The following is a 23,351-nucleotide window of genomic DNA, read 5'->3' on the forward strand; positions in this document are numbered from 1 at the left end:
TCGGACTGTCCATCATCCTCTCGTCCGCCAGAGCCGTCCCAAGTCATCCAGATTGGGAGTGCTGTCGCGGACCCGACTTGCCTCACTCTACCAATTTCTGAGCGATTTCCAGCCTTGTCTGAGCAAAAAAACAAAATCGTTTGCCGGCCCTCATTTCGGCACAACAGCCTGGCCCCCCTTAAGGGAAACTGCGTTGTCGTAAAGCTCCACATACTGGGACGCACTCTTCCTCCAAGACCAGTCAGCGGCCATCGCGCGCTGCACCAAATTATTCCAAATTTTTTGCTCGTGATATCGCAATTTCAGGGCTCGGCCGATGGATTCATCGAGTCCGCGCGGAGAAACCTCGCGCAAGTGGAATCCGGTCGCCGTTTGGTTGGACAACGTTTCGGCAGTCGTGTCGACCACCGTGTCGGCCAACCCGCCCGTCGCGGTAACGATTGGGATTGTTCCGTATCGAAGGCTGTACAGTTGATTGAGCCCACACGGCTCATAGTGACTGGGCATCACAAACAGATCCGCACCGGCTTCAATCCGGTGCGCCAAAGCGTCGTGAAAGCCGATGTGTGCGGCGACTTGCCGGGGCGCTTGCGCCGCCAATGCCGTCAGTTCGGCTTCGATCTGCCTGTCGCCGCTGCCGAGGATCATCCATTGCGTCGGCCGGCCTTCGTCAACGTGCTGTCGGATCACCGGCAGAATCAAATCCCATCCTTTTTGTTCGGCCAAACGCCCGACCAAACCGATCATCGGCACGTCGGCTGATTCTTCGAGTCCGAATTCGAGCTGCAGCGAACGTTTGTTGGCGATTTTTCCCGACGGCCAATTGTTTTGATCGTAGTTTGCGCTCAGGTGAACATCGGTCGCCGGATTCCAAACGGTCTCGTCAATCCCGTTGGTAATGCCAGTCACACGCCCGCCTTTGGACGCCAGCACGCCATCGAGACCGCAGCCGTGCTGGGGCGTACAGATTTCCATCGCGTAGCGGGGACTGACGGTCGTGACGTGGTCGGCGCAGACGATCCCAGTTTTCAAAAAGTTAAGCTGCCCGTAGTACTCAAACGTCTCATGGGTGAAGTGTTTCCAATCCAAGCCCGTCCATTTGAACGCGTCATGGTGAAACTGACCCTGGTAGGCCATGTTGTGAATGGTCATCAAGGTCGCGGCCTTTCCGAGCGCCCCAAACGCTTTCGGTGATGCCTGGAGCAGGGCGGGGATCAATCCGGACTGCCAGTCGTTGCAATGCAGCACATCGACGTCCATCTCGATCCGCGAGAGGGCGGCCAGCGCTGCGCGACAGAAGAACGTGAAACGCTCGGCATTGTCCCGATAGTCCCCCAGCGCATCTCCATAAAGTGATTCGCGGTCGAAGTACTGGGGCTGGTCGATCAACCAAACGACGACGTCACTGTCGGGAAGCAGACACCGCAGCAGCCTCCCCCCCACCAGTTTGCCTGGCGACATCGGGATGGCGAAACTGATATCCGTCGTGTCAATCTTGAGACCGGCGCGGTAAACACTGCGAAAGGCGGGCAGGATCACCGCACAGCGGTGTCCCAGCGCGGCGACTTCGCGGGGCAGCGTGCCGCAGACATCGGCCAACCCGCCCGTTTTTGCCAACGGTACTGCTTCGGAAGTTACGTAGACAATGTTCAAAACTTGGTACCTGAGTCGGAGCCGGACATCACCCACCGAATGTGGGCCACGGCCGAAGTTAATTCAACGGGCCAAGGATTTACAGCGTTCCCACCCACCCGTATGGAATTATTGGTCGCAATTAACGATCGAGCGGGAAAGGGCGGGGGGCGAATACGCCAGATTTCCACCGGATCAGCTAAACTTTCTCGTAAACCGTCGTAATCTGGTCTTCTGTTCCAAATCCGTAGTTGTGTTGCCTGCATGTCGATCGCACAGAGCGAATTCTGGTCTCGTTTGGTCCAATCCGGACTCGCCGACGCGGGGAGTTGCCAGCGTTATTCGGCCGCGTTCGAACAATCGCCGGACAAATCGACCGGCGAGGACGCCACACCGCTCTCAGCGTTTCTGGTCCGCAGCGGCGTTCTGACAAAGTTTCAGGCCGGCGAGTTGCTCCGACGGCAGCCGACCACGCTGCGAGTCGGTTCGTTCGTGATCACCAGCGGTGCGCCGGTCGCGCCGTTTTCACACTGGATTCCCGTCCAAACGCCGGTCAGCGAAGACGCCCCCGTCCCGCGGTACGGATTCCTGCTCCGCGTCCCCCTGGCCAGTCTGGACGAAACGCGTCGCGGTTGGCTGGCGGTGCACAGCGAAATCCAGGCGGAATCGCTGCAGGCGATCGAATTGTCCGGTGGCGCGCAAGCGGGAAACGCCGAGCAAACGGTCGAGATTTTCTCACCGCTTCCCGACGGCACACCGCTGCTGAATGCGCTGCAATCCAAGCCACCACTCAGCCCCCGCAAGACCATTCGCATCGGTGTCGACCTTGCCAACGCACTGGGAGCGCTGCACCAACCCCTCGACTCCGGCTTGGTGATGGCACACGGGGCCGTGGCCGCCGACCACGCCTGGGTGACTCCCAAGGGCCGCGCGATCTTGCTCCGCGATCCCTCCTCCCCCGCGCGATCGCCTCGCGCCGATCTTTCCACCAGTTGGATCGACCGGATTGAACCGCCCGCGCTTTACGCCGCACCCGAACTGGCCGATCCGGCCGCCATGCCGACACCGGCGTCGGATGTCTATTCGTTGGGATGCTTGCTGTTTTCGTTGCTGCTGGGACGCCCCGCGTTCTCCGGCGAAGACGATCGAGATCTGTTCGCCGCGCACAACGAAGTGCTGCCTCCGGAACTGATCGAGGCGGTCGAGCAGGGTGCCGCCGGAAACCCGCTGCTGCGTGTGCTCGCCTACGCGATGGCGAAAGACCCCGCCGCCCGATTCGGAACCGCCGGTGCAATGGCCGACGCTCTGTCACGAGCCGGTGAGCTGCTCGACAGCCAACCGAAACCAACCCGCCCACCGAAACCGAAACGACCGAAGACGCCCACCGCACCGCCGGTCGAAGTCCCCACCGCACCGCCGGTTGACGTGTCCCCGGCGCCGCCGGTTGAGGCAGCGTCAAACGCCGCCCCCGAGCCCGCTTCGATTCCACCGAAGCCGCCGGCGATCAAGACCCGTCCGACCCGCGATCAGCCGACCCGCGATCAGCCGCCATCAGAACTCGCGCCGGTTGAGCAAGCGGCTACACCCCAGACACCCGCCGAACAGACACCCGCCGAACAGACACCCGCCGAACAGACACCCGCCGAACAGACACCCGCCGAACAGACACCCGCCGAGCGAGCGTCCATCAAGCCAACGCCCACCGGCGCGACGCCGGAGTCGGAGGCTGAGCAACCGGCGAGGCCCTCGCGACGAAAACGGCGCAAGCGACGCAAGAATCGGATTCCGATCCTGGCCGGCACGATGATCGTGCCGCTGCTGATGTTGGGCTTGGCGATTGCGCTTCGTGGACGCGGCCCCGTCGAACCTCCGGCCCGGCCGCGGCCCAACCCCTCGATCGTCAACCGCGTTCCCGAAGTCCGTGAGTCACGGCGCGAGGTGCCCAGCGACGAGCCGACGCTGGTCAATGGCTATGAGATTGTCGACAGCGATCGCTTGCTTTGGGTGCCACCTTATGCCGCCGATTCTCCACCACCGTCCTTGGAGCTTCTGCCACCCGGGCCGGCGGTGATCGTATCGATTCCCCTGGCACGCGTCACGTCGAGCGCCGATGCGCAAACGTTGACATCGACCTTCGATGCCGAATTGTCGCCGTTGATCGCCATGGTCGAGCAGCGCGCCGGAGTGACGCGGGACCAGATCGAGCGCTGCACCGCCGCGTTGTTCCCCGGCAAACAGGGATGGCCCGAAGTCGCTCTGGTGATCGACTTGGTCGCACCGGTCGAACTGGACACGTTGAGCGAAAAATGGCAAGCCTTGGAATCCCGCACCGACAAGGGCGTGATCCTCTACGCCGGCGAGGACCTGGACGGGGATGCGTATTTCGTCGGCGGCGGGGAAAAAGGAAAACCGCTCGAAGACGGCAAGGCCCAACGGTTCGCCATCGCCTCGTTGGATCGAATTCGCGAGGTCGCCGAGACCGAAGGCGCATCGATCCCCTTGGTCCGCAGCATGCAAACGCTGTGGAATCAAACGAGTGTCGACAGTGACCTGGTCGCCCTGGTCACGCCCAATTTTCTGTTCGCCGACGGCCGCGAGATGTTGGCATCCTCGTTGCCAGAATTCAGATCGCCGCTCAAACGATGGCTGATCCCCGATGTCGCCGCGTTCTCCTTGTCCGCCTCGGCAAAGGACGGCGCGCTGTATCTGGAATTGCGTGAACTGCCCAGCGGCGGCGCGACCGCGGCGACGCTGTTGAAATCGTTCCGCGAAACAACCCAAACGTGGCCCGATTGGGCGGACAACTTCATTTTGAATTCGGTCCCCGATCCCTCCTGGCGTCTGTTGGCCACTCGCTTGCCGCTGATGTTGCGGTTCGTCAACGAACAGACGCGCAGCACGATTCTTGGTGAAACGGTCGTCGCATCGACCTACTTGCCCGCCGATGCCGGAACCCAAGTCGCCTTGGGCACGTTCCTGGCGATGAACACCGAACCCGGACAAGAAAGCCTGGCGCAAACTCCGCCCGCGGACCCGCTGACGGTCGACGAGCTGCTGGACCGACCGATGTCGATTTCGTTCCTGCAACTTTCTCTGCAATTCGCCGTCGACGCCGTCGTCGATGAATTTAAATCATCGCTTCCGGCCGGATCGACGATGCCGGATGTCAGAATCATCGGCGCCGATCTGGAGAAAAACGGGATCACTCAGAACCAACAGATCCGCAATTTTCAACGCGATGAAGAACCACTGCGAAAGGTGTTGACCGACTTGGTCTTGGGCGCCAATCCCGACAAGACGGCGACGGGGCCGAGCGACGCAAAACAGTCGCTCGTTTGGGTCGTGCACCCGAAGGGGAAACCGCCCGAGGAAACCGAGATTCTGATCACGACCCGTGATGCCGCAAACGACAAGTACGAACTGCCGAAAGAGTTTCAGATTCCCGCCCCCTAGTGGCGTAAGCTTCCAGCTTGCGATCCGTGGCTGCATCGCAGACAGAGTGCTGACGCACTCCGGATGGCAAGCAAGATGCTTACCCCACATTCCATGGCAAGCAAGATGCTTACCCCACTTTTCGCAAGCAAGATGCTTACCCCACTTTGTTATTCGATCAGATCCAAGAGCGCGTCGACTTTGGCTTCGGCGGGATCGATCAATGCAGCACGTTGGGCTTGCACGACGCTGTCTCTCCAATACTGTTTGGCGATCTCCGTCGTCGACTCCGCAGCCGACCCTTGTTGCGGTCGCAGGTGCAAGTCCCAGCCTGCCGTGTCCGGGTTGACGCCGACCACATAGTCGCCGGGAGTGACCAGTGTCGACTTGCTGCTGCCGTCACCGAGCCCCCGATCAAAATCGATCCGAGCCGGTCCGTCCAGCCGGTGCTGCATCACCGAGCCGGCCTCGGCGATCTGCGGTTGACCATTGAGCAGGTAATGGAACGCGGCGGGCGATTCACTGGCGTCGATGGTAACGTCCACCGCGGTCTTTTGACGAAGATCCCAGCCGTCTTGATCGACCACCCAGCGAAACATGCCGTTTTTGATCGTGTATCGTTTGACGACGCCCTTCCCGTTTTGAAACGCGACGACGAAGGATTGGTCCAACGGCACCATCTCGCCCGGGGCGAGCGTGATTTCCAACGCGTCATCACAGACGAAACTGATCGGGGTCGTGTTGATCTCGGGACTGTAGAGCACCACCGCGGGAATCCCTTCGGGAAGCTGCATGTCGGTCACGGTACTACCGCTTGTTCCCAAACCGACGCCCAACAATCCCGTGATCGCTTCATCCGGCGCGTCGCTTTTGCCCGCCGCCTCGGCGATCCGCGCGAACAGGTCGTCGCGGCGCTGCGCCCCCAGCACCCGCGCGATCTCGCTCAACACGACCATGTTGCGGATGTTCTTGGCGCGTTGGGCAATCACCGCGATCTCATTGCCGCTGAGCACCGGACCGGTGATGCCGGTCAGTTCGCTCCGCAACGCTTCGATCGCTTGCGTCAGCGTTGTTTGGTCGGTTTCGGAGGGCAATGCCGCGATTCGATCGGCGGCGTCGGCGGCATCAAAGAGAGACGACCAGGCTTGCCGAGTCCCTGCGGCGGCCAGGGCCGCATCGTGGTTGAGCATCAGCTCGGCGCGAGCGGTTTCGGAATGATTCTTGTTCAATCGATTCTGATAGTCGCGACGCAACGCCTCCAGACTGGCATCACCCGACGATTGGCCGAGGGATCGCATGACGGCCTGATCGATCTGGCCCGCGATTTCGGCCGCTTCGGCACGAATGACTTTGCCGGCCAATTGCGGGCCTGCGGAAACGACGTGGGTCAATGCAATTTCGGTCGGCGACGGATTGGGCGAAACCGACGGTCGCGTCACGATTCGGTTTTCCGGCGGTTCGACCGGGGGCGGAGCGTTCGGCGCCGGGGCGACGTCCGATGGCGGCTGAACCTGGTAAGACCCCGAGGGAACCGTTTGCGAATAGGGCTGGGAGCGGATGACCTGGGGCGATCCCTGGCGACGTGAAGGACGCGTCGGCACTCGCCCGCCCCGTCCCGGCAGCATTCCGCCTTTTCCGAATCCTCCGTTCAATCCCTTCTCCAGGATCTGGCCGCCGGCACGATCCAAAATGACCGGCCCGACGGCCGGCAAAATGACTTTCCCCAACGCCTCGCCGATGATGTCCTGCCCTGAAGACGCGGACGGAAACGCGGTCAGAGTTCCAGCAGCGGCTAGAAGACAGAGGATTTTGTGTCGTCGATTCATCTCATCGCGCCATCGTTGAAGGATTCAGTGGTTCGCAAAGACTAGCTCAAAAACCAGCGATGCGGCGTCCGAGCGCTTGGGCAATGCTGTGAAGCATTTTTCCCTTGTGTTTCTTGAGGTTTTAGCGGCAGGGCGCGAGCCCTCCGGTTCTCCATCTCTGCCAAAACACCGGAGGGCTCGCGCCCTACCGCTAAAAAATGGTTCGCCCTACCGCTAAAAAGTGCGTCACTGCGTCGCCAGCCGCCCTCTTCCATTGTGCCCGATTTCAGATCGCCGGGGGGGATTATTTACTGCCCCAGACACAACAAGCCCACCGATCGCAGCGCGAACCCGCGGATGGGGAGCAGCAAAAATCCGTGGGTCCGCGCGGCCATCGGTGGGTTTTCTCGCTGACGATCAAAATCGCAGGGACAGAGAAGTCGTGCTACTTTGACGCCAAGCGGGGTGTTTTTTGTTAGCGGTAGGGCGCCAGCCCTCCGGTTCCTCCCTGTTATCGAAAGACCGGAGGGCTTGCGCCCTGCCGCTACACCCTCGCAAACCACAGGAAAGGAATGCGTGACCGCGTTGCCCCTGGGGGTCGCGTTTTACCGTCCCGGGCGGTAAGGGTTGAACAACAGATAGTTCAGATGGCGATACAGATCGCTGTCGCTCAGCAATTGGGAATGTTTTCCTTCGCCGGCGAGATTGGGGCCGTTGAGCAGAATCACACGATCGGCTGTTCTTAAGGTTTGCAGCCGTCGCGGCAGCATCACCACTAACGATCCCTGGTCGACCAATTTCTTGATCGCCTTCAAGCACGGATCATCGGCCAGTTGCGCGTTCGGTGCTGGCGGTTCGTTGACCAGCAAGATCGGCGGGCGATGCAGCAGCGCCCGCGCCAGCCCGATCCCATAGGTCGCTTCGGTGGACAACGAAAATCCTTCGACCGATGCATACGTCGACAGCCCGTCGGGAAGACGCTGGATCTGTTCATACACATCGACTTCGCGTAACGCATCGACGATGTCCGCGTTGCTGATCGTGCCGCCGCTTCCGGCCGACAGGTTTTCTTCGATCGTCCCATCCCACAACGGGCCCGACGGTTCGATCCACATCACGTTCTTGGCCAACGACGCGGGGTGAACTTCCAACAGTTTCAGCCCATCGATCCGGACCTCGCCCGAACCCGGACGTCCAAACCCCATCAACAATTCGACCATCGCTTGCGGAGACACCGAATCGGTTCCCAACAGTGTCACCAGAGACTTGGGCGTGAACTCCGTCGTGATGTGATTGAGAATCGCCTGACCGTGCGAATCGGCCAGCGTCACGTCACGAAACTCGACGCCGTCCCGCAGCCCGGCCAACCCGACGCGTTGTTCCGACGGCGTCGTGCCATCGCTTTTGCGCAAGTACGCATAGACGGCGTCGCAGGCCGTCCCGCTGGCACGCAATCGTCGGGCCAGTGTTTGCAATCGCCACACTCCCGACACCGCGCCGGCCAGCGACAACCCCAACACCACTGCCGACGAAAGGCTTAACCCGGATTCGGCCTCCAGCAGATTCAGCCCCAACCCGATGACCATGATGGCGGTGGCTGCCGACGTGGCCAAAAACAGCAGCGGCCAGACACGTCCGCGCTGTGCATCGTTCTCGGCCAATTTTTGATACAGCTGGTCCAGTTCATGCTGAAACGAAGCTTCGGCAATCCCCTGCGCCTGCAGGCGGGCCATCTTGGGGGCGCGACCGACCAACGCCGCCATCTGGGCGCGCAACTGCGGAAGCTCCCACCGACCGGCTTCGTCCGCGTCGCCGCCGCGCACCTGACGATACAGACGCCAAACCATCACGCCGCTGATCACCGCGACGATGGCCAACCAGATATGAACCAACAGGGCCAGCGACACGCACCCGAGCAACAGAAACAGGCTGCGGGGCATTGAGCGATACCAGAGCGACAGCCCGGCCTGGACCGACGGCAGGTGCCGACCGATCAGCTTCTGAGCGTTCAACGATTGCGCGGCGGCACCTTCCAGCTCGGCGCGACGCACGCTCTGTTTCAAGACCTTTTGATGCAGCGACTTGGTGATCGCCGCGGCACGACGATCCGCCAAGCATCGATGACGCCAAACCGCGGCGCTCAACACCACCGCCATCGCAAACGCCAGCGAGGTCAGCTGGGTGAGTTGGACCAGCGGCGGCTGATCGACAAACGAGGCCGGAAGCCGGACGTAGAGATTGGCTCCCAGCCGCACCGTCGATTGCCCCAGCTGTCCCGTCTGTAGCAACAGCGAAATCAGGCCGACGACCAAGACGATGCACGGGACCAGCAGCCCGGCGAGCGTCGCCCAAAATAACGAGAACAGTTTGCCCGGGCCCGCCTCCGGTTCATTGCGGGCTGCCGACAGGGTGTGAAATCGATTCAAAGCAACGGCTCCCCGATGATAAACGCCACTGAGTCTTCGGGGAACGAAACGTCTGTTGATCCAATCCGAAGGTTTCCGCAGTGCGTCCGGCGTGTGTCGCCCTGCGGAAACCTGGTTTTCCGTTCACCCACTATGCCAAATCGCGGTCCTCGAACAACAGCATCGCAAGCATCCAAATCGCGACCGCGAAACACACAAGATAGTTAAAAGAACCGGCCAAGTAGATCCATGGGACCTGGCTTCCACTATCCATGGCGCTTTGAACATTAAAAATGTTCAAATTCGGGACGATGACCGCGATCAAATTGCCGAAGAAACCGACCAGCGGGTTTTCGCCCTGGGCCGACGCGACGAGCGGCTGCGTCAGGTTTCCGATCACATAGATCACGAAACACAGGATCAGATTGGCCAGCAGGGGCAGGCGGGTGGCGAGGGCAACGGCGATCGACGCGATCGCCATCGTCTGCATGAAGTACAGTCCGAGGACGGGAACGGTGGACATGATTTCGTTGAATCCGATTTCCCAGATCGGCGTCGCCTTGGCCGTCTCGCGGGCGTCATAGATCGGCTTGTAGGCCATCAACAACAGCAACACGGCTCCGATGATGACGAACATCACCGCGACCGACATGATGATGCCGGCATACTTGCCCAGCAAAAACGATCGCCGCGAAACCGGCTTGCTGAGCACCGTCAACGCCGTTCGACCTTCGATCTCTTCGCTGACCGAGGTCCCCGAACTCCAAACCGCTTGCAACATGGCCAGGACCATGATCAGCGTCACGCTGCTGTCCTTGAACATGCGAATGTCATCGCCGAGCGTGTTGAACGGGTAGATCGAAAAGATGATGACCCCGACCACCCCGATGACCAACAGGATCAGATACAGCGTCTGGGCCATCTCGTTCTTGGCGGTCGACCAGGCCAACGCCCAGACACGCGGTGCGGCCTGACGAAAGGCCACCAGCCCGCTGAACAGAAAGAACACCAGGGCACCGATGCCGGCCGCCTGAGTGATCTCGGGAACTCGGGGGATCGACGTCATCGTGATCGTGACGGTCGCCGGATCGAGTTCGCGGTTCTGGATGTGGAACCGAGACGGGTCCTGCGGCAGCGGCGGCTGGTCACGGTCTTGATAGCGAAACACCAACGTTTCGCCCGCATCGACGCGCGTCGGATTGCGTTCAAAATCAATCATCTCGGCGCCATCGGCCAACATCACCGTCTTGTCGGTCGAGATCGTCAGCTCGGAAATCCCCGTCAAGTCGTAGTCGATCGACTGGGGATGAAACGTCGCCGCATCGGGACTGACCGAAGGATCGGCACCGGGGATGGTCAGCGCGACTTCCGTGACGCCATCACCGACCAAATGGACTTCCGAAAGCGAGCGGACGAACCGCATCGGGTCGGAGATGAAGTAGCTGCCCGCCAGACCGACCAGGACGAACACGCCCGCGACCGACAACACGTAAGGCACAATCCCCTCGGTCAAGATCTCTCCCCATTCCACCCGTGTGCGATACCACATCGCATAGATGATCGCGTAGCCCATCACCAAACCGATCAGGACCAGCGGCAGGATCAGCGTTTGCGCAAACCCGTCATCGGACCAGGCATACTGGCTGCACAGCAACACTGCGATCACGACCCCGATCACCAGCGAGGCGATGTTTCCGGTGGTCGGCGAATCGGCCAATTTCCCCAGCGGCGGAACGAACGAGAGTAGCGCCAGGACTCCATAGAACAGCGCCGCGGCCCCCGCTCCGAGCAACAGACCGATCGCGATCGTGTAGATCGGTGTGACCCAAATGGGAAACCAGTCCGCAATTTGCCCGAGCAACATCGGCCCGGGGAACAAGTTGGAAACGTCCAACGACAAGCCAGAGATGGCGGCAGGAGCCGATAGCACAGACGGGGCCATGAGCAGGGCAGCAACGAGGTGAAGGGAGACAAGCGCGAGCGACGGACCTTTTCCGCCGATTGATCGCTACGCAACGAGTCGCCAAATGGTTGCCCGGCTTCCCCGAGATTTCTCAGTTTCGCCCAGGCGGCCAACGAAGCGACAATCAATCCGCCGCCGTTGGTGTCCAGGCTTTCAAGACTTGTTCCCAGGCTCCGCCTGGGAACACACTGCCTTGGAGGCTCCGCCTGGGCGGTCCGCCGGCGGAGCCTTACGCCGTGAACGATTTTTTAGCGGCAGGGCGCGAGCCCTCCGGTGTTTCGGCAAAGATGCGCAAGCCGGAGGGCTCGCGCCCTGCCGCTAACATCTCCTAAAACACGGGAAAGAATTCGTTCACGGCGTAGGGCAGAGCCCTGGGAACGAGTCGCGAAAGGACGTCGTACAAACGATCCGCCGATCCTCTCATTGCCCGGCGGACGCGGACCCCTACAGCGATTCTAGCTTGGCGCGGATGTCATCGGGGATCGGCACTTTTTCCAGACCACCCCTGGGGCGCAGACGGCAGCAGACGACGACCGTCGTCCCCTTCGCGACCGGCACGCTCTCCCCGCCTTCGCCCTGGCGTGAGAACGCCACCTCGTAGCGGATACTGGATCGGCCGATGTTGACGACCGAGACCTCGATGTCCAGCCGATCTTCGAAGCGGGCGGCGTTGGCGTAATCGCAGCTGACACTGACACGGGGCCAAGTCACCGAGGGGTCGTCGTGGGAATCAGGCAACACCTTGATTCCCAGCGACCGCAGCATTTCGTGCTCGGCGGATTCCATCCAGGGAAAGAACGCCGAAAAGTGAACAATTCCGGCGGCATCCGTGTCACGAAACTCGACGAGACGACGAGTTCGAAAACTCATCAATCGCCTTGGAAGGGCAACAGAGCCATGTAGCGGGCGCGTTTGACGGCGGCGGTCACCGCGTGCTGACTGACGGCCGTGCATCCGCTCTTGCGCCGTCCGACGATTCGACCTTGGCGATTGATCATTTTCTTCAGCAGCTCGACGTCTTTGTAGTCCACATACATCGGACGGGGACGTTGGCCATCGACAAAAATCGGATCTTGTTTCTTGGCACGGGAGCGGACGCGTGAACGTTTTCGAGCTCGGCTACGCGAACTCATCGGTCGGGCTGGCATTTCTTTTCTTGGGCTCTACAGAAAGGGTGGCGATCGGACACTCAAGGCGGCGTGCAACACCCTTAAGCCACACCCTTTCATCGCTGAAGCGGTGTTGACGGTGAAGACGTCGTGAGTGGTCGGTGAGACAGGAGCTTGGGCGGAAACCATTTCCGCGGGCGGCTCATCGACTCGCCAAGGGATCGAATGAAGCCGGGCAGTATGCCGCGGTCGCAGCCCTTCGGCAAGAGGAAACCGACGGGGGCCTTGTGAAAACGGTGTGAAAAGCGGTCGAATTGTTGACCACTCCGGTTGGATTTGCCCTTTCCGCTGGGCCAAACCTTTGCCATATTCCGCAAAAATTTTCGGCGTGATTCAAGACGGCCTCCTTTGCCGCGTTCGAATCAGCCCTTCCCCGTTACTGAGATTTGTACCGAGCCGGCTGTACCGCTTGCCCCCCAGGGGGCCTCTCGGACCACACCGATCGGTGCCCCACAACACAATTCGTTCCGACCCACCATTCTCGGTCTTTCCAATAAACAAGTTGACGCGAATTGTTTTCCGCGTCCCCGAGACGTCTTCGGTCGGCTGCGACAGCTAGGTGAATGAGATGAAATTGGAGAAAGTGAGAAACATTGGGATCAGCGCCCACATCGACTCGGGCAAGACCACATTGAGCGAACGCATCTTGTTCTACGCTGGTCGAATTCACAAGATCGAAGACGTCCGTGGCGGCGGCGACGGCGCGACGATGGACCACATGGAACTGGAAAAGGAACGCGGGATCACGATCACCAGTGCCGCCACCAGCCTGGAATGGAAGGGCTACAAGATCAACCTGATCGATACACCCGGCCACGTCGACTTTACCGTCGAAGTCGAACGCTCGCTCCGCGTCCTCGACGGTGCCGTCCTGGTGCTGTGCAGCGTCGGCGGCGTCCAGAGCCAATCGATCACCGTCGACCGGCAAATGAAACGCTATCAGATTCCCCGGGTCGCGTTCATCAACAAGATGGACCGAACCGGTGCCAACCCGTTCCGCGTCGTCCAACAACTTCGCGACAAACTGGGTGCCGAAGCGTTCTTGATGCAATACCCGATCGGTGCCGAAGACAAGTTCCAAGGCGTCGTCGACCTGATCGAAATGAAGTCCTATCGCTTCTCCGGCGACGAAGGCCAAAACGTCGACGTCGGTGAAGTCCCCGCCGAATTGATGGACAAGTGCGTTGCCGAACGCGCCCACATGCTCGAACATTTGTCGATGTACAACGACGAGATGATGGAATTGCTGCTCAGCGAAGAAGAAGTGCCGCTGGAGATGATCTACAAGGTCACCCGCGACGCCGTGCTCGCCGGTGCCACCCCGGTCTACTTGGGCAGTGCGTTCAAGAACAAGGGGGTCCAACCGCTGTTGGATGCCGTCAACCGCTACCTGCCCTGTCCGCTGGATCGTGAAATCCGTGGCACCGACCCCAAGGACGAAACCAAGAAGATCGAACTGAAGCCCGACCCCGACGCACCGTTTGTCGGCATGGCCTTCAAAATCGTGGACGATGAGTTCGGCCAATTGACCTTCATGCGAATCTACCAAGGGACCATTGAAAAAGCTGGCAGCTATATCAACCAGCGGACCGGCCGCAAGGAACGTTTCAGCCAAATCGTTCGAATGCACAGTGATAAACGCGAGAAAATCGAATCGGCCAGTGCCGGCGATATCGTGGCGGTCACCGGCATCGACTCGGCCAGTGGAGACACCTATGCCGCCGAACGTGACCAGTGCACGTTGGAATCGATGTTCGTTCCGGACCCGGTGATCAAGATCGCGGTGAGCCCCAAAAACCGCGGCGACGGCGACAAGATGAGCAAGGCGCTGCAACGCTTCCGCAAAGAAGATCCGACGTTCCGAGTCATGACGGACGAGGAAACCAACGAAATTCTGATCAGCGGCATGGGCGAATTGCACCTCGAAGTCTACATCGAACGAATCCGCCGTGAATACGACGTCGAAATCGAAGTCGGTGCCCCCAAGGTCAGCTACCGCGAAAGCCCCACTCGTTTGGTCGAGTTTAATTACAAGCACAAGAAGCAAACCGGTGGCTCGGGCCAATACGCCCACATCGTCGGTAAGCTCAGCCCGCTCGATTCGATCAGCGAAGACAGCTTTGAATTCGAAGATCACGTCGTCGGGGGACGGATTCCGAAGCAATACATCCCGGCAATCGAAAAAGGATTCCGAGATATCTTGGGCAAAGGGCCGTTGGCGGAATACCCCGTCGTGGGCACCAAAATCGACCTCGATGACGGCTCATTCCACGAAGTCGACTCGTCGGAAAAAGCGTTCTACACCGCCGCCCAAGGTTGCTTCCGCGAGTACTTCAAACAAGCCGCGCCGAAGTTGCTCGAGCCGATCATGAAGATCGAAATCGAATGCCCCGAAGATTTCCAAGGGACCGTCGTCGGTGACGTCATCCGCCGCCGTGGCATCATGAACAGCAACGATATCGTCGAAGGAGTCAGCATCATCATCGCTGAAATCCCGCTGGCCGAAACCTTCGGCTACTCGACGGATCTGCGTAGCATGACGCAAGGCCAGGGAACGTTCACGATGGAATTGGCGACGTATCGCGAAACTCCGTCCAACGTCCAGGACGAAATCGTCGAGATGAAACGCCGCGAAAAGGAAGGCAAGTAGTCCGCCTCACGCCTTTCGTCATTGGTGATCGGAACGGCGCGAGCGGGCTGTCGATTTTGTGAGCCGCGACGCGTAAGCGGCCGGGCATTGCGACGCTGCCCGAGGCCTTACGGCCTGCGGCTCACCCTCCACTCGTTCCAAGGCTCCGCCTTGGAACGCAATGGGCCGGAGGCTCCGTCTCACGCGGAACACGTTCACGCCGCGTCCCGTTTCATGGCGACATTCCGTGGTCGGGCAACCGGCTGCGAATGATCTTGGTCGTCGGTTCACCGGGCAAGATCGTGTCGCTCCACCACTCCCCCTCGAATCGATAGCGGACTTGGATCGCGCGGGCGGTCCCTTGGGCGAATGCCGCTTCGGCATCGGCCAGCGTTACCGCGGCGTCGTCCGATGCGGTTCGCAACTGCACGTGCCGGACTTCAGATCCGGCCTCTAGATCGGCAAACAACGCCATCACCTGATCCCGCGCCCATTCGGCCTGCAGGATTTCTGGAAGCGGTTCTTCGGACGTCATGACGGCAAGCTCGGACGATTAAATAGCGGCATCAACAAAATCGCGTTTTCTGGTGCCGGACAAACGTAACGGCAGACACCACAACCGGTGCATGCCCCTTCATCGATCGTCGGCTTTCCATCGGAAACACGGATCACGCCTGCGGTCGGACAACGCTCGCTGCAAACCGTGCAGGTCGTCGAGTGATGGGCCAGACACAGGTGCTCGGTGATCCTGGCGGTGCCGATCGCCTTGGGCAGCGACCGGGACAGCACGCCCGGTTCGCAAGCGCTAATACAAGGAAAGTCTTCACACATCAGACACGCGTTGGCATCGGCGTTGATGGTCGGCGTCCCCGCGATCGCACCCGTGCGATCCGGTGCCTTGACGATCGCGTCATGCGGACAGGCGTCGACACAATCGCCACAGCGCGTGCAACCGGCGAGAAACTGGGACTCGGCGACGGCACCGGGGGGCCGAAAGACCGGGTACGACCTCGGCGGTGCGGTCGTGTCGAACGCCGTCGGCCTGACCGGTTCGATCGCGATGCCGCCGATACTGCGTGGCGGTTTGGCTGACGGCACGGGATCGGATCCGTCGACGTCCTCACGCGTTTTCGGATAACGCATCACCAAAGGCGTCCGCTCGGAAGGACGCACCAATTTCCACAGTCTGCCTTGCAGCAGATCGCGGCGATTGAGCGTCGGCTTTTTGCTCGGTTGATTGTCGTCTGCCGCAGGCAATGGCATTGGATCGATCCGTCAAGTTGGGTGTGGATGACCGTCGGCCAATCCGAAACGCGTGGCGTTCGTCCACCTAGAGCGTTGCCCTAGGCTACGGATGTGAACGGCCGTTGGCCGAATCGGTCCATACGGACCGTTGATTCCCCGCACACGCTTGGCCAACGGCCTACGACAACCATCGGACGATGGACGAACGCGACGACGCCGAATTTAATTCACCGCCACATCCAACGGCGGCAACATCGGAATCGCCTTGGCCGGAATCGCTTGATCCAAGGCGGCGGACGGCGCGTGGCATTGGGTGCAATTGGTTCGCCAGGGGTGCGTCGATTCCATCCCGGCCCAACCGTTGGGGCCGCCGTGACAGGCGTTACAGCTTTCTCGCATCCACTGCGAATGTGGAATCGTGGGCGGCGCGCCGGGGTAGGCCCGTTTTCCGGCTTGGGGTGCCGCTAGGCCGACGAAACCATTGTCAACCTCATGGGGAACGTCTTGAAACGGCGTCGGCGGAGGCGGCGAGTGGCATTGGACGCAGTTGGCTAAATATGCGTGCGACATCACGCTGGCCTTCATCCCGTCCAACCGAATGCCGCCGCCATGGCAGGCGTAGCAGGCCGCGTCGCTGGTGTTCTCCACCGCGTGCGGGATGATCGGCGGAGCCCCGTTGTACGCTCTCCGGGAGGACCGGATGCGACTCGAATCCAGTTTATCGGCTTCACTCGGCTCGATCTGCTTGAACAAATCGTACGCCGGCTGATCCGATAGCGCGACAGGTTTTGCCTGGTAGGCGTCGGTCGGCCCCATCGGTGTGGCGGGAATCTCGGCATAATTGACCGCCGGGACGACCTTGCCCGACGCGTCGGCCGCGGAGGTTTGGGCGACGTCCGTGGGAGAGCGCCGGGACACGCCATCGGGCGCGGGCACACCGTCGGAGAGCCCGACGAGATATCCGATCACGGAGACCGCCAGGACGCTGAATAGAAACAGAGATGTCAGGCGACCGCGTCGCACCGGTTTGGCTGGTTCGCTCATGACGATGCCTCACTGAGCTTGCGAACTCGGACGGCGCACTTCTTGTAATCCGGTTGCTTGGAGAACGGGTCGTGATCATCCAAGGTGCAGTTGTTGATCAGTTTGGTCTCGTCAAAGAACGGAACGAAGATCGTTCCCCGCGGCGGTCGGCCACGGCCATCGATCCACACCGGCAGCTGCGTCGTGCCACGTCTCGATTCGATCACCACCGTTTCCCCTTGGCGAATGTTCTGCGCCAAGGCGTCCTGCAAATTCATTTCGACATAGGCGGTCGGCATGGCGCGGTTCAGTTGGGGCAGACGCCGGGTCATCGTCCCGGTGTGCCAGTGCTCCAGCACCCGTCCGGTGCACAGCCACATCGGGAACTCTTCGTCGGGAACCTCCGGCGGTGGTTGGTAATCGTGGAACCAAACCTGGGCGCGCCCGTCACCGCTGGTGGAATGATAGAAGTCGAATTCCTCGCCTTCGGCGACGAACGGGTCGTCGAAGCCGGCGAAACGAAATCGCGTTTCGCGCCAAGACCCGTCGTCTTGCTGTACGACCGGCCAACGCAATCCACGTGCTTTGACATACTCGTCATAGGGCGCCAGGTTCTTGTGTTTCATCGTCGTGAACTGGCGATACTCCTCGAACAAATGCTTGTCGACGTTCGTGTCGTAGTAGTGTTCAAATTCCCAAATCGGGATGTCTTCGCCCTGTTCGTCTTTGACTGAGAAAATGAATTCGCCGTCTTTGTCTTTCATGCCTTCGTGACCGAGTTCCAGCAATCGGTGCGCGATGGCGATCGTCATCCAGGTGTCGTCACGAGCTTCGCCCGGCGGGTCGACCAGCTTGAACCACTGTTGGGTTCGACGTTCACTGTTGCCGTAGATCCCGTTTTTTTCGACCCACAGCGCGGCCGGCAAAATCAAGTCGGCCAACTGCGTCGTCGCCGTCGGATAAACCTCCGAGACGATCAAGAACTTGTCGTTTAGTTTTTCCTTGTCGTTGAACAACTTGTTCAAGTTGGGCAGGGTTTGGCCCGGATTGGTGACCTGGACAAACAACGTGTCGATGTCGCCGCCCTCGTCGGCAGACTTGGTGAACTGGTCGAACATCTTGACCGTGTGGTAGCCCGGCGTAGAGCTGATGCGACCGGCCGGCAGGTTCCAAAACCCTTCGCACTGGGCGCGATGATCCGGATTGGCGACCACCCGACCGCCGGGCAACGCGTGAGCGAGTGTGCCGACTTCGCGAACCGTCCCGCAAGCAGACGGCTGCCCGGTCAAACTGGTCGGCGCATCGCCGGGGCGTCCGAAGTGGCCGCTCAGCAGATGGACCCCGTGGACCAGCGAGTTGACCGCCGTGCCCATCGTGTGCTGGTTCATCCCCATGCACCACAAACTGGTGATCCGCAAATTGCGGTCGCCGAACAGTTTGCCCAGCATGCGGATCTGGTCGGCGGGAACCCCCGAAAGCTCTTCGACACGTTCGGGCGTGTACGCCGCGATCCGCTTGCGAAACTCGTCTTCCGAAATCGCCTCGCCTTGCAGCGTGGGGGTTTCCGATTCGAGCGTCCGAAACGCGCAATGTTTTTCCACGAAGTCTTTGTCGTAGGTGCCCGAAGCGATCAGCTGGTTCATGATCCCCAAGGCGATCGCAACGTCGCCGTGGGGGGCCATTTCCAAATAATCATTGGCCGCATCGGTGGTCCGTGTCCGTCGGGTGGAAATGTCGATGATGCGAACGTTCTCTCCGCGGGAGCGGCGGTCGGTGACCCGTGAAAACAGAATCGGGTGCATTTCCGCGGGGTTGTTGCCCCAAGTGATCAGCACATCGCAGGCGTCCAGGTCGTCGTAGCAGCCGGCCGGCTCGTCGACCCCGTACGTGGCCAGAAACCCGGTCACGGCCGAGGCCATACACAACCGAGCGTTGGGGTCGATGTGGTTGTTGGAAAGCCCGCCCTTCATCAACTTTTGCGCCGCGTAGCCTTCGGGGATCGTCCATTGACCGCTGCCGTAAAACGCGAACTTCTCGGGCGCGTCCATGATGCGTTGGGCGATGATGTCGATCGCTTCGTCCCACTCGATTTCGACCAGACCGCCGTCTTTGCGAAGCAACGGTTTCGTCAATCGATCCGCGCCATACAAGATGCCACCGACGTGATAGCCCTTGACGCACAACAGCCCCTTGTTGACCTCGGCAGCCTTGTCTCCGGCGACCGCCACCACGCGCCCCTCGTGCACGCCGACCTGGAGGTGACACCCGGTTCCGCAAAAACGACACGGTGCCTTGCTCCACGTCAATTCGTCTCCATCGCTGGGCGCGTCGGCCGCACCGAGCACCGGCAAGGAGAACTCCCCTTCGCCGAGCACCATCGAACCGGCCGCTGCCATCGCGGCGGACTTGAGAAAACCACGTCGCTTTGAATCCATCTCTGTTCCCTACTGGTCAGTCCACCGAATCGGTCGTTGAAGAGGAGTTTGGGGTCGCGTCGTCATCGAATCCGACGAACGCAACCTGGATGCCCGCTACCCCGGGCAAGTCCTGTACCCACTGGTAAATCTTTTTGTCGTCCGCTTGCGAAGCCGTGTCAACAACGATCGCACATTGTCGCCGGTCGCAGGCGCCAACTTCGATCGCAGGCTCGGCGCGCAAACGGGAAAGGGTTTCGTCGGGGTGGTCGAACGTTTGATCGAAAGTGATCACCAAGCCGCTGATTGGCACTTCGCTTGCTTCTTCTACTTGAGTAGTGTTTAATCTGCACAGCAGTGTATAGGTTTTGTCTCGTCAGTTGAACCCAATCCCCGCCAGAAAATGCATGACGCGAATCGCCAGTCTTGTTTCAGCCGGTGTCATTTGTACAGCCGCGTTGATGGTTGTGGTGTGCTGGGACAGCACACCACCGCGTGACAATCAGCACAGGGAGCGCGACGTTGCAGCGCAGTCGATCTCATCGGAGCCTTCCGGGCGACCGGTTCAGTCGCGCAGCGAGACAGAACGCGACCCGGGTGAGCCGGGGCGTCACGCCGTCGTGGTTCGTCGCCCCGCAGGTCCGCCGCTGATCGAGCTGGCCGCGACGGACCCGCAAGGTCGATCCGGCCAGGTCGCCTGCTCGACCTGTCACAGCGTCCGCCCACCCAACCTTGCCAACCGGACCAGCGATTCGTTGGACGAGTTTCACCAGGGATTGGCGTTCAATCACGGCACGTTGACGTGTTATGCCTGCCACAACCCCGAACAATCCGACGCCTTGCGTTTGGCCGACGGCAGTGCGGTCGAGTATCGCGACGTGATGACGTTGTGTTCGCAATGCCACGCCGCCCAGGCGACCGCGTTTCGGCATGGTGCCCACGGCGGCATGAACGGGCACTGGGATTTGTCGCGCGGTCCGCAAACGAAAAACAACTGCATCGATTGTCACGACCCCCACGAGCCGAGTTACCCCAAGATGATCGTCGGCTTCAAGCCACGGGATCGATTTCTAAAGGATGAAACGAAGCATGACGACCACGAATGATCCGTCACCGACAGGTGATGGCGGGCGCGATCGTTCGCTGCCGGTCATCGCAAATCCCAGCCGTCGCACCGCGGTCAAAGGCGCGTTCGCCACGCTGGGCGCCGCCGCCTTTGTTGCCGCCGTCTCCCCGTTGCGGCAAGCCGCCCAGCGGACCTCGGCGGCCGAGTTCATGCAATCGCACTACAAACGCTTGACCGATCAGGACAAGCGTCTGGTGATCGAGCGGCTGGAAGCGGAGGCCAAAGAAAACCATGGCGTCGAGGTTGAGATCGCCGACGACCGTCCGATCCCGGGCACCAAATTTGTCTACGCGATCAATCTGAGCGTCTGCAACGGCAACGGAAAATGCGTCGAGGCCTGTCACAAAGAGAACAATCACGACCGGTCGACCGGCCAGTCGTACATCCGTGTTTTGGAAATGCCCAAGGGCACGATGGACATGGAGCAGGGCAACACGACCTACAGCGGCGTGGTTCCCAAAGACGACAAATTTTACTTGCCGGTCCAGTGCCAACAGTGTGACGAACCGCCTTGCGTCGATGTCTGTCCGGTCAAAGCGACCTGGAAGGAAGAAGATGGGATCGTCGTGGTCGATTACAACTGGTGCATCGGCTGCCGGTACTGCGAAGCGGCCTGCCCCTACCACGCGCGTCGGTTCAATTGGAAACAGGCAGAGATTCCTGCCGAGGAAATCAATCCGGACCAAAGCTACCTGAGCAATCGAATTCGCCCCGTCGGGGTCGTGGAAAAGTGCACCTATTGTTTGCATCGAACCCGTCGCGGGAAGCTGCCCGCTTGCCTGGAAGCTTGCCCGACCGGTGCCCGCGTGTTCGGAAACATTTTGGACCCCGATTCGAACATCCGTTGGATCCTGGAAAACAAACGGGTCTACATCCTGAAGGAAGAATTGGGGACCAAGCCGGCGTTCTTTTACTACTTCGACTGAACAACACAACATCCAAACCGTTGGTGTCCAGGCTTTAGNNCTTAGCGGTATTGGTCTAAAGGCTGGACACCAACGATCAACATCCACCACCCAAATGCTTTGGCGAGCGAATCAAGGAATAGCATGAGCAGCACTACGGCCGTGCCGACAAGCGATGATCATCGGAGCGAAGACTCCCATCTGCTGACCTATCCGCGGTTCATCAAACGCATCCTCTCGCTGGCCACCGAGGGATCCTTCGGATTCTATGCCTGGATGACCCTGCTGACGGCATTGTCTTTGGTAGGGGCCAACGCTTGGGCCAATCAAGTCGCCGGCGGCATGATCGGTACCAACATGACCGATCACGTCAGCTGGGGCTTGTACATCGCCAATTTCACCTTCTGTGTCGGCTTGGCCGCCGGCGGCGTGATGATGGTGATCCCTGCGTATTTGTATGACGACGAAGACATGCACAAGGTGGTGATCGTCGGAGAAACGGTGGCGATCGCGGCGATCGTGATGTGCACGCTGAGCGTGATCGTCGACCTGGGACGCCCGGATCGATTCTGGCACATGATTCCCGGCATCGGCGAATTCAATTGGCCGATGTCGATGTTGACCTGGGACGTGATCGTGCTCAACGGCTACTTGCTGATCAATCTGCATGTCGTCGGCTACTTGCTTTACATGCGTTACCTGGGTCGCAAACCCGATCCCAAGTGGTACATCCCGTTTGTCTTCTTGTCGATCTTTTGGGCGATCAGCATTCATACGGTCACCGCCTTCTTGTACTGCGGACTGGGCGGACGGCCCTTTTGGAACACCGCTCTGCTCGCGCCGCGGTTTCTGGCCTCGGCATTTGTCAGCGGACCAGCCTTCATCATCCTGGTGATGCGGGTGATGCGGATCACCACCGGTTACTCCGCACCGGTGGGACCGGCCAGGACGCTGGTTCAAATCATTCGCGTCGCGATGGTGGTCAACCTGGTGATGCTGGCCAGCGAGATTTTCACGCTCTTCTACACCGGTGGTGGGCACGCGTCGTCGGCCAAGTATCTGTTCTTCGGCGCGCACGGTCACCACGGTTTGGTGCCTTGGATCTGGTCGGCCATCGCACTCAATTTGATCGGCACGTTTTTGTTCTTCCTGCCGGCGGCCATGGAACGCAGTACCGTCCGCATCGTCGCTTGCCTGTGCTGCATCGTCGGCATTTGGATCGAAAAAGGCATGGGGCTGATCATCCCCGGTTTCATCCCTTCGACGCTTCACGAGATCGTGGAGTACACTCCGAGCCTGATCGAGTGGAAAGTCACCGTCGGGATTTGGGCGTTCGGCATGCTGGTTCTGACGCTGCTGATGAAATTGGTGATTAGCGTCTTCACCGGTCAGGTGAGTTCCAACGAGCGGACGGCGACGAGTTGAATTCTTTAGTGGCGTAAGCTTCCAGCTTGCGTCCCCTGAAGCGCAAGCTGCAGGCTTGCGTCACTCTTTCAGACCGCCATTCGTTCGTCCGGCGGTCCGTGTATAATCGGCGGCAGAATGCGTCTCGCGCGAATGCTGCCACCGGCACAGTCGGTCGGGATTCAGCAAGCGTTGGTGT

16 protein-coding genes are annotated in these 23,351 nt (G+C 60.2%); 5 read left to right on the forward strand and 11 right to left on the reverse strand.

Annotated features, from left to right (window positions below):
• Positions 1-150: 150 nt before the first annotated feature.
• Positions 151-1,653, reverse strand: a complete 1,503-nt coding sequence (glgA, locus tag NZK35_RS26975; RefSeq protein WP_259635629.1) for a glycogen synthase GlgA — start codon at positions 1,651-1,653, stop codon at positions 151-153.
• A gap of 243 nt (positions 1,654-1,896) precedes the next feature.
• Here glgA and NZK35_RS26980 point away from each other — a divergent pair, with 243 nt between their 5' ends.
• The gene (locus NZK35_RS26980; RefSeq protein ID WP_259635630.1) at positions 1,897-5,085 is read left to right on the forward strand and encodes a serine/threonine-protein kinase; all 3,189 of its coding nucleotides are present in this window, start codon (positions 1,897-1,899) and stop codon (positions 5,083-5,085) included.
• Between the two features lie 149 nt (positions 5,086-5,234).
• On the opposite strand, the gene NZK35_RS26985 is transcribed toward NZK35_RS26980, so the two are convergent.
• The 5 genes from NZK35_RS26985 to rpsR form a co-directional block, all read right to left on the reverse strand.
• On the reverse strand, positions 5,235-6,890 hold the full coding sequence (locus tag NZK35_RS26985; protein ID WP_259635631.1) for a hypothetical protein: 1,656 nt from the start codon (positions 6,888-6,890) through the stop codon (positions 5,235-5,237).
• 584 nt (positions 6,891-7,474) lie between these two features.
• Positions 7,475-9,295, reverse strand: coding sequence for an ABC transporter ATP-binding protein (locus tag NZK35_RS26990; RefSeq protein WP_259635632.1), 1,821 nt, complete (start codon positions 9,293-9,295; stop codon positions 7,475-7,477).
• Positions 9,296-9,425: 130 nt separating this feature from the next.
• Positions 9,426-11,174, reverse strand: coding sequence for an ABC transporter permease (locus NZK35_RS26995; protein WP_259635633.1), 1,749 nt, complete (start codon positions 11,172-11,174; stop codon positions 9,426-9,428).
• Between the two features lie 507 nt (positions 11,175-11,681).
• The gene (locus NZK35_RS27000) at positions 11,682-12,107 is read right to left on the reverse strand and encodes an acyl-CoA thioesterase (protein WP_259635634.1); all 426 of its coding nucleotides are present in this window, start codon (positions 12,105-12,107) and stop codon (positions 11,682-11,684) included.
• Entirely contained in the window at positions 12,107-12,370 is a 264-nt protein-coding gene (gene rpsR / locus NZK35_RS27005; protein WP_095736868.1) for a 30S ribosomal protein S18, read from the reverse strand. The genes NZK35_RS27000 and rpsR overlap by 1 nt, the downstream gene beginning before the upstream one ends.
• Before the next feature lie 604 nt (positions 12,371-12,974).
• Between rpsR and fusA the strand changes: the two genes are divergently transcribed.
• Complete coding sequence (fusA, locus tag NZK35_RS27010; protein WP_259635635.1) at positions 12,975-15,056, forward strand: elongation factor G; 2,082 nt, start codon at positions 12,975-12,977, stop codon at positions 15,054-15,056.
• 211 nt (positions 15,057-15,267) lie between these two features.
• On the opposite strand, the gene NZK35_RS27015 is transcribed toward fusA, so the two are convergent.
• From NZK35_RS27015 to NZK35_RS27035, 5 genes are all read right to left on the reverse strand, one after another.
• Positions 15,268-15,570: a hypothetical protein gene (locus NZK35_RS27015; RefSeq protein WP_259635636.1), complete on the reverse strand. Its 303-nt coding sequence runs from the start codon at positions 15,568-15,570 to the stop codon at positions 15,268-15,270.
• Complete coding sequence (locus NZK35_RS27020) at positions 15,567-16,298, reverse strand: 4Fe-4S dicluster domain-containing protein (RefSeq protein WP_259635637.1); 732 nt, start codon at positions 16,296-16,298, stop codon at positions 15,567-15,569. Before NZK35_RS27020 ends, NZK35_RS27015 begins: the two co-directional genes overlap by 4 nt.
• Positions 16,299-16,502: 204 nt before the next feature.
• Positions 16,503-17,324, reverse strand: coding sequence for a multiheme c-type cytochrome (locus NZK35_RS27025; RefSeq protein WP_259635638.1), 822 nt, complete (start codon positions 17,322-17,324; stop codon positions 16,503-16,505).
• A complete protein-coding gene (locus NZK35_RS27030) occupies positions 17,321-19,738 on the reverse strand; it encodes a molybdopterin-dependent oxidoreductase (RefSeq protein WP_259635639.1) in 2,418 nt (805 codons plus the stop codon). Before NZK35_RS27030 ends, NZK35_RS27025 begins: the two co-directional genes overlap by 4 nt.
• A gap of 16 nt (positions 19,739-19,754) precedes the next feature.
• On the reverse strand, positions 19,755-20,030 hold the full coding sequence (locus NZK35_RS27035) for a hypothetical protein (RefSeq protein ID WP_259635640.1): 276 nt from the start codon (positions 20,028-20,030) through the stop codon (positions 19,755-19,757).
• Positions 20,031-20,124: 94 nt separating this feature from the next.
• On the opposite strand from NZK35_RS27035, the gene NZK35_RS27040 reads away from it, so the two are divergent.
• The 3 genes from NZK35_RS27040 (at position 20,125) to dsrP (ending at position 23,173) form a co-directional block, all read left to right on the forward strand.
• Positions 20,125-20,823, forward strand: a complete 699-nt coding sequence (locus tag NZK35_RS27040; protein ID WP_259635641.1) for a cytochrome c3 family protein — start codon at positions 20,125-20,127, stop codon at positions 20,821-20,823.
• Entirely contained in the window at positions 20,807-21,769 is a 963-nt protein-coding gene (locus NZK35_RS27045; RefSeq protein WP_259635642.1) for a 4Fe-4S dicluster domain-containing protein, read from the forward strand. Before NZK35_RS27040 ends, NZK35_RS27045 begins: the two co-directional genes overlap by 17 nt.
• A 123-nt stretch (positions 21,770-21,892) precedes the next feature.
• A complete protein-coding gene (dsrP, locus tag NZK35_RS27050) occupies positions 21,893-23,173 on the forward strand; it encodes a sulfate reduction electron transfer complex DsrMKJOP subunit DsrP (protein ID WP_259635643.1) in 1,281 nt (426 codons plus the stop codon).
• The last annotated feature ends 178 nt before the right edge of the window (positions 23,174-23,351 follow it).

The organism is Stieleria sedimenti (assembly GCF_025060895.1).
In the GTDB taxonomy this organism is placed as follows: domain Bacteria; phylum Planctomycetota; class Planctomycetia; order Pirellulales; family Pirellulaceae; genus Stieleria; species Stieleria sedimenti.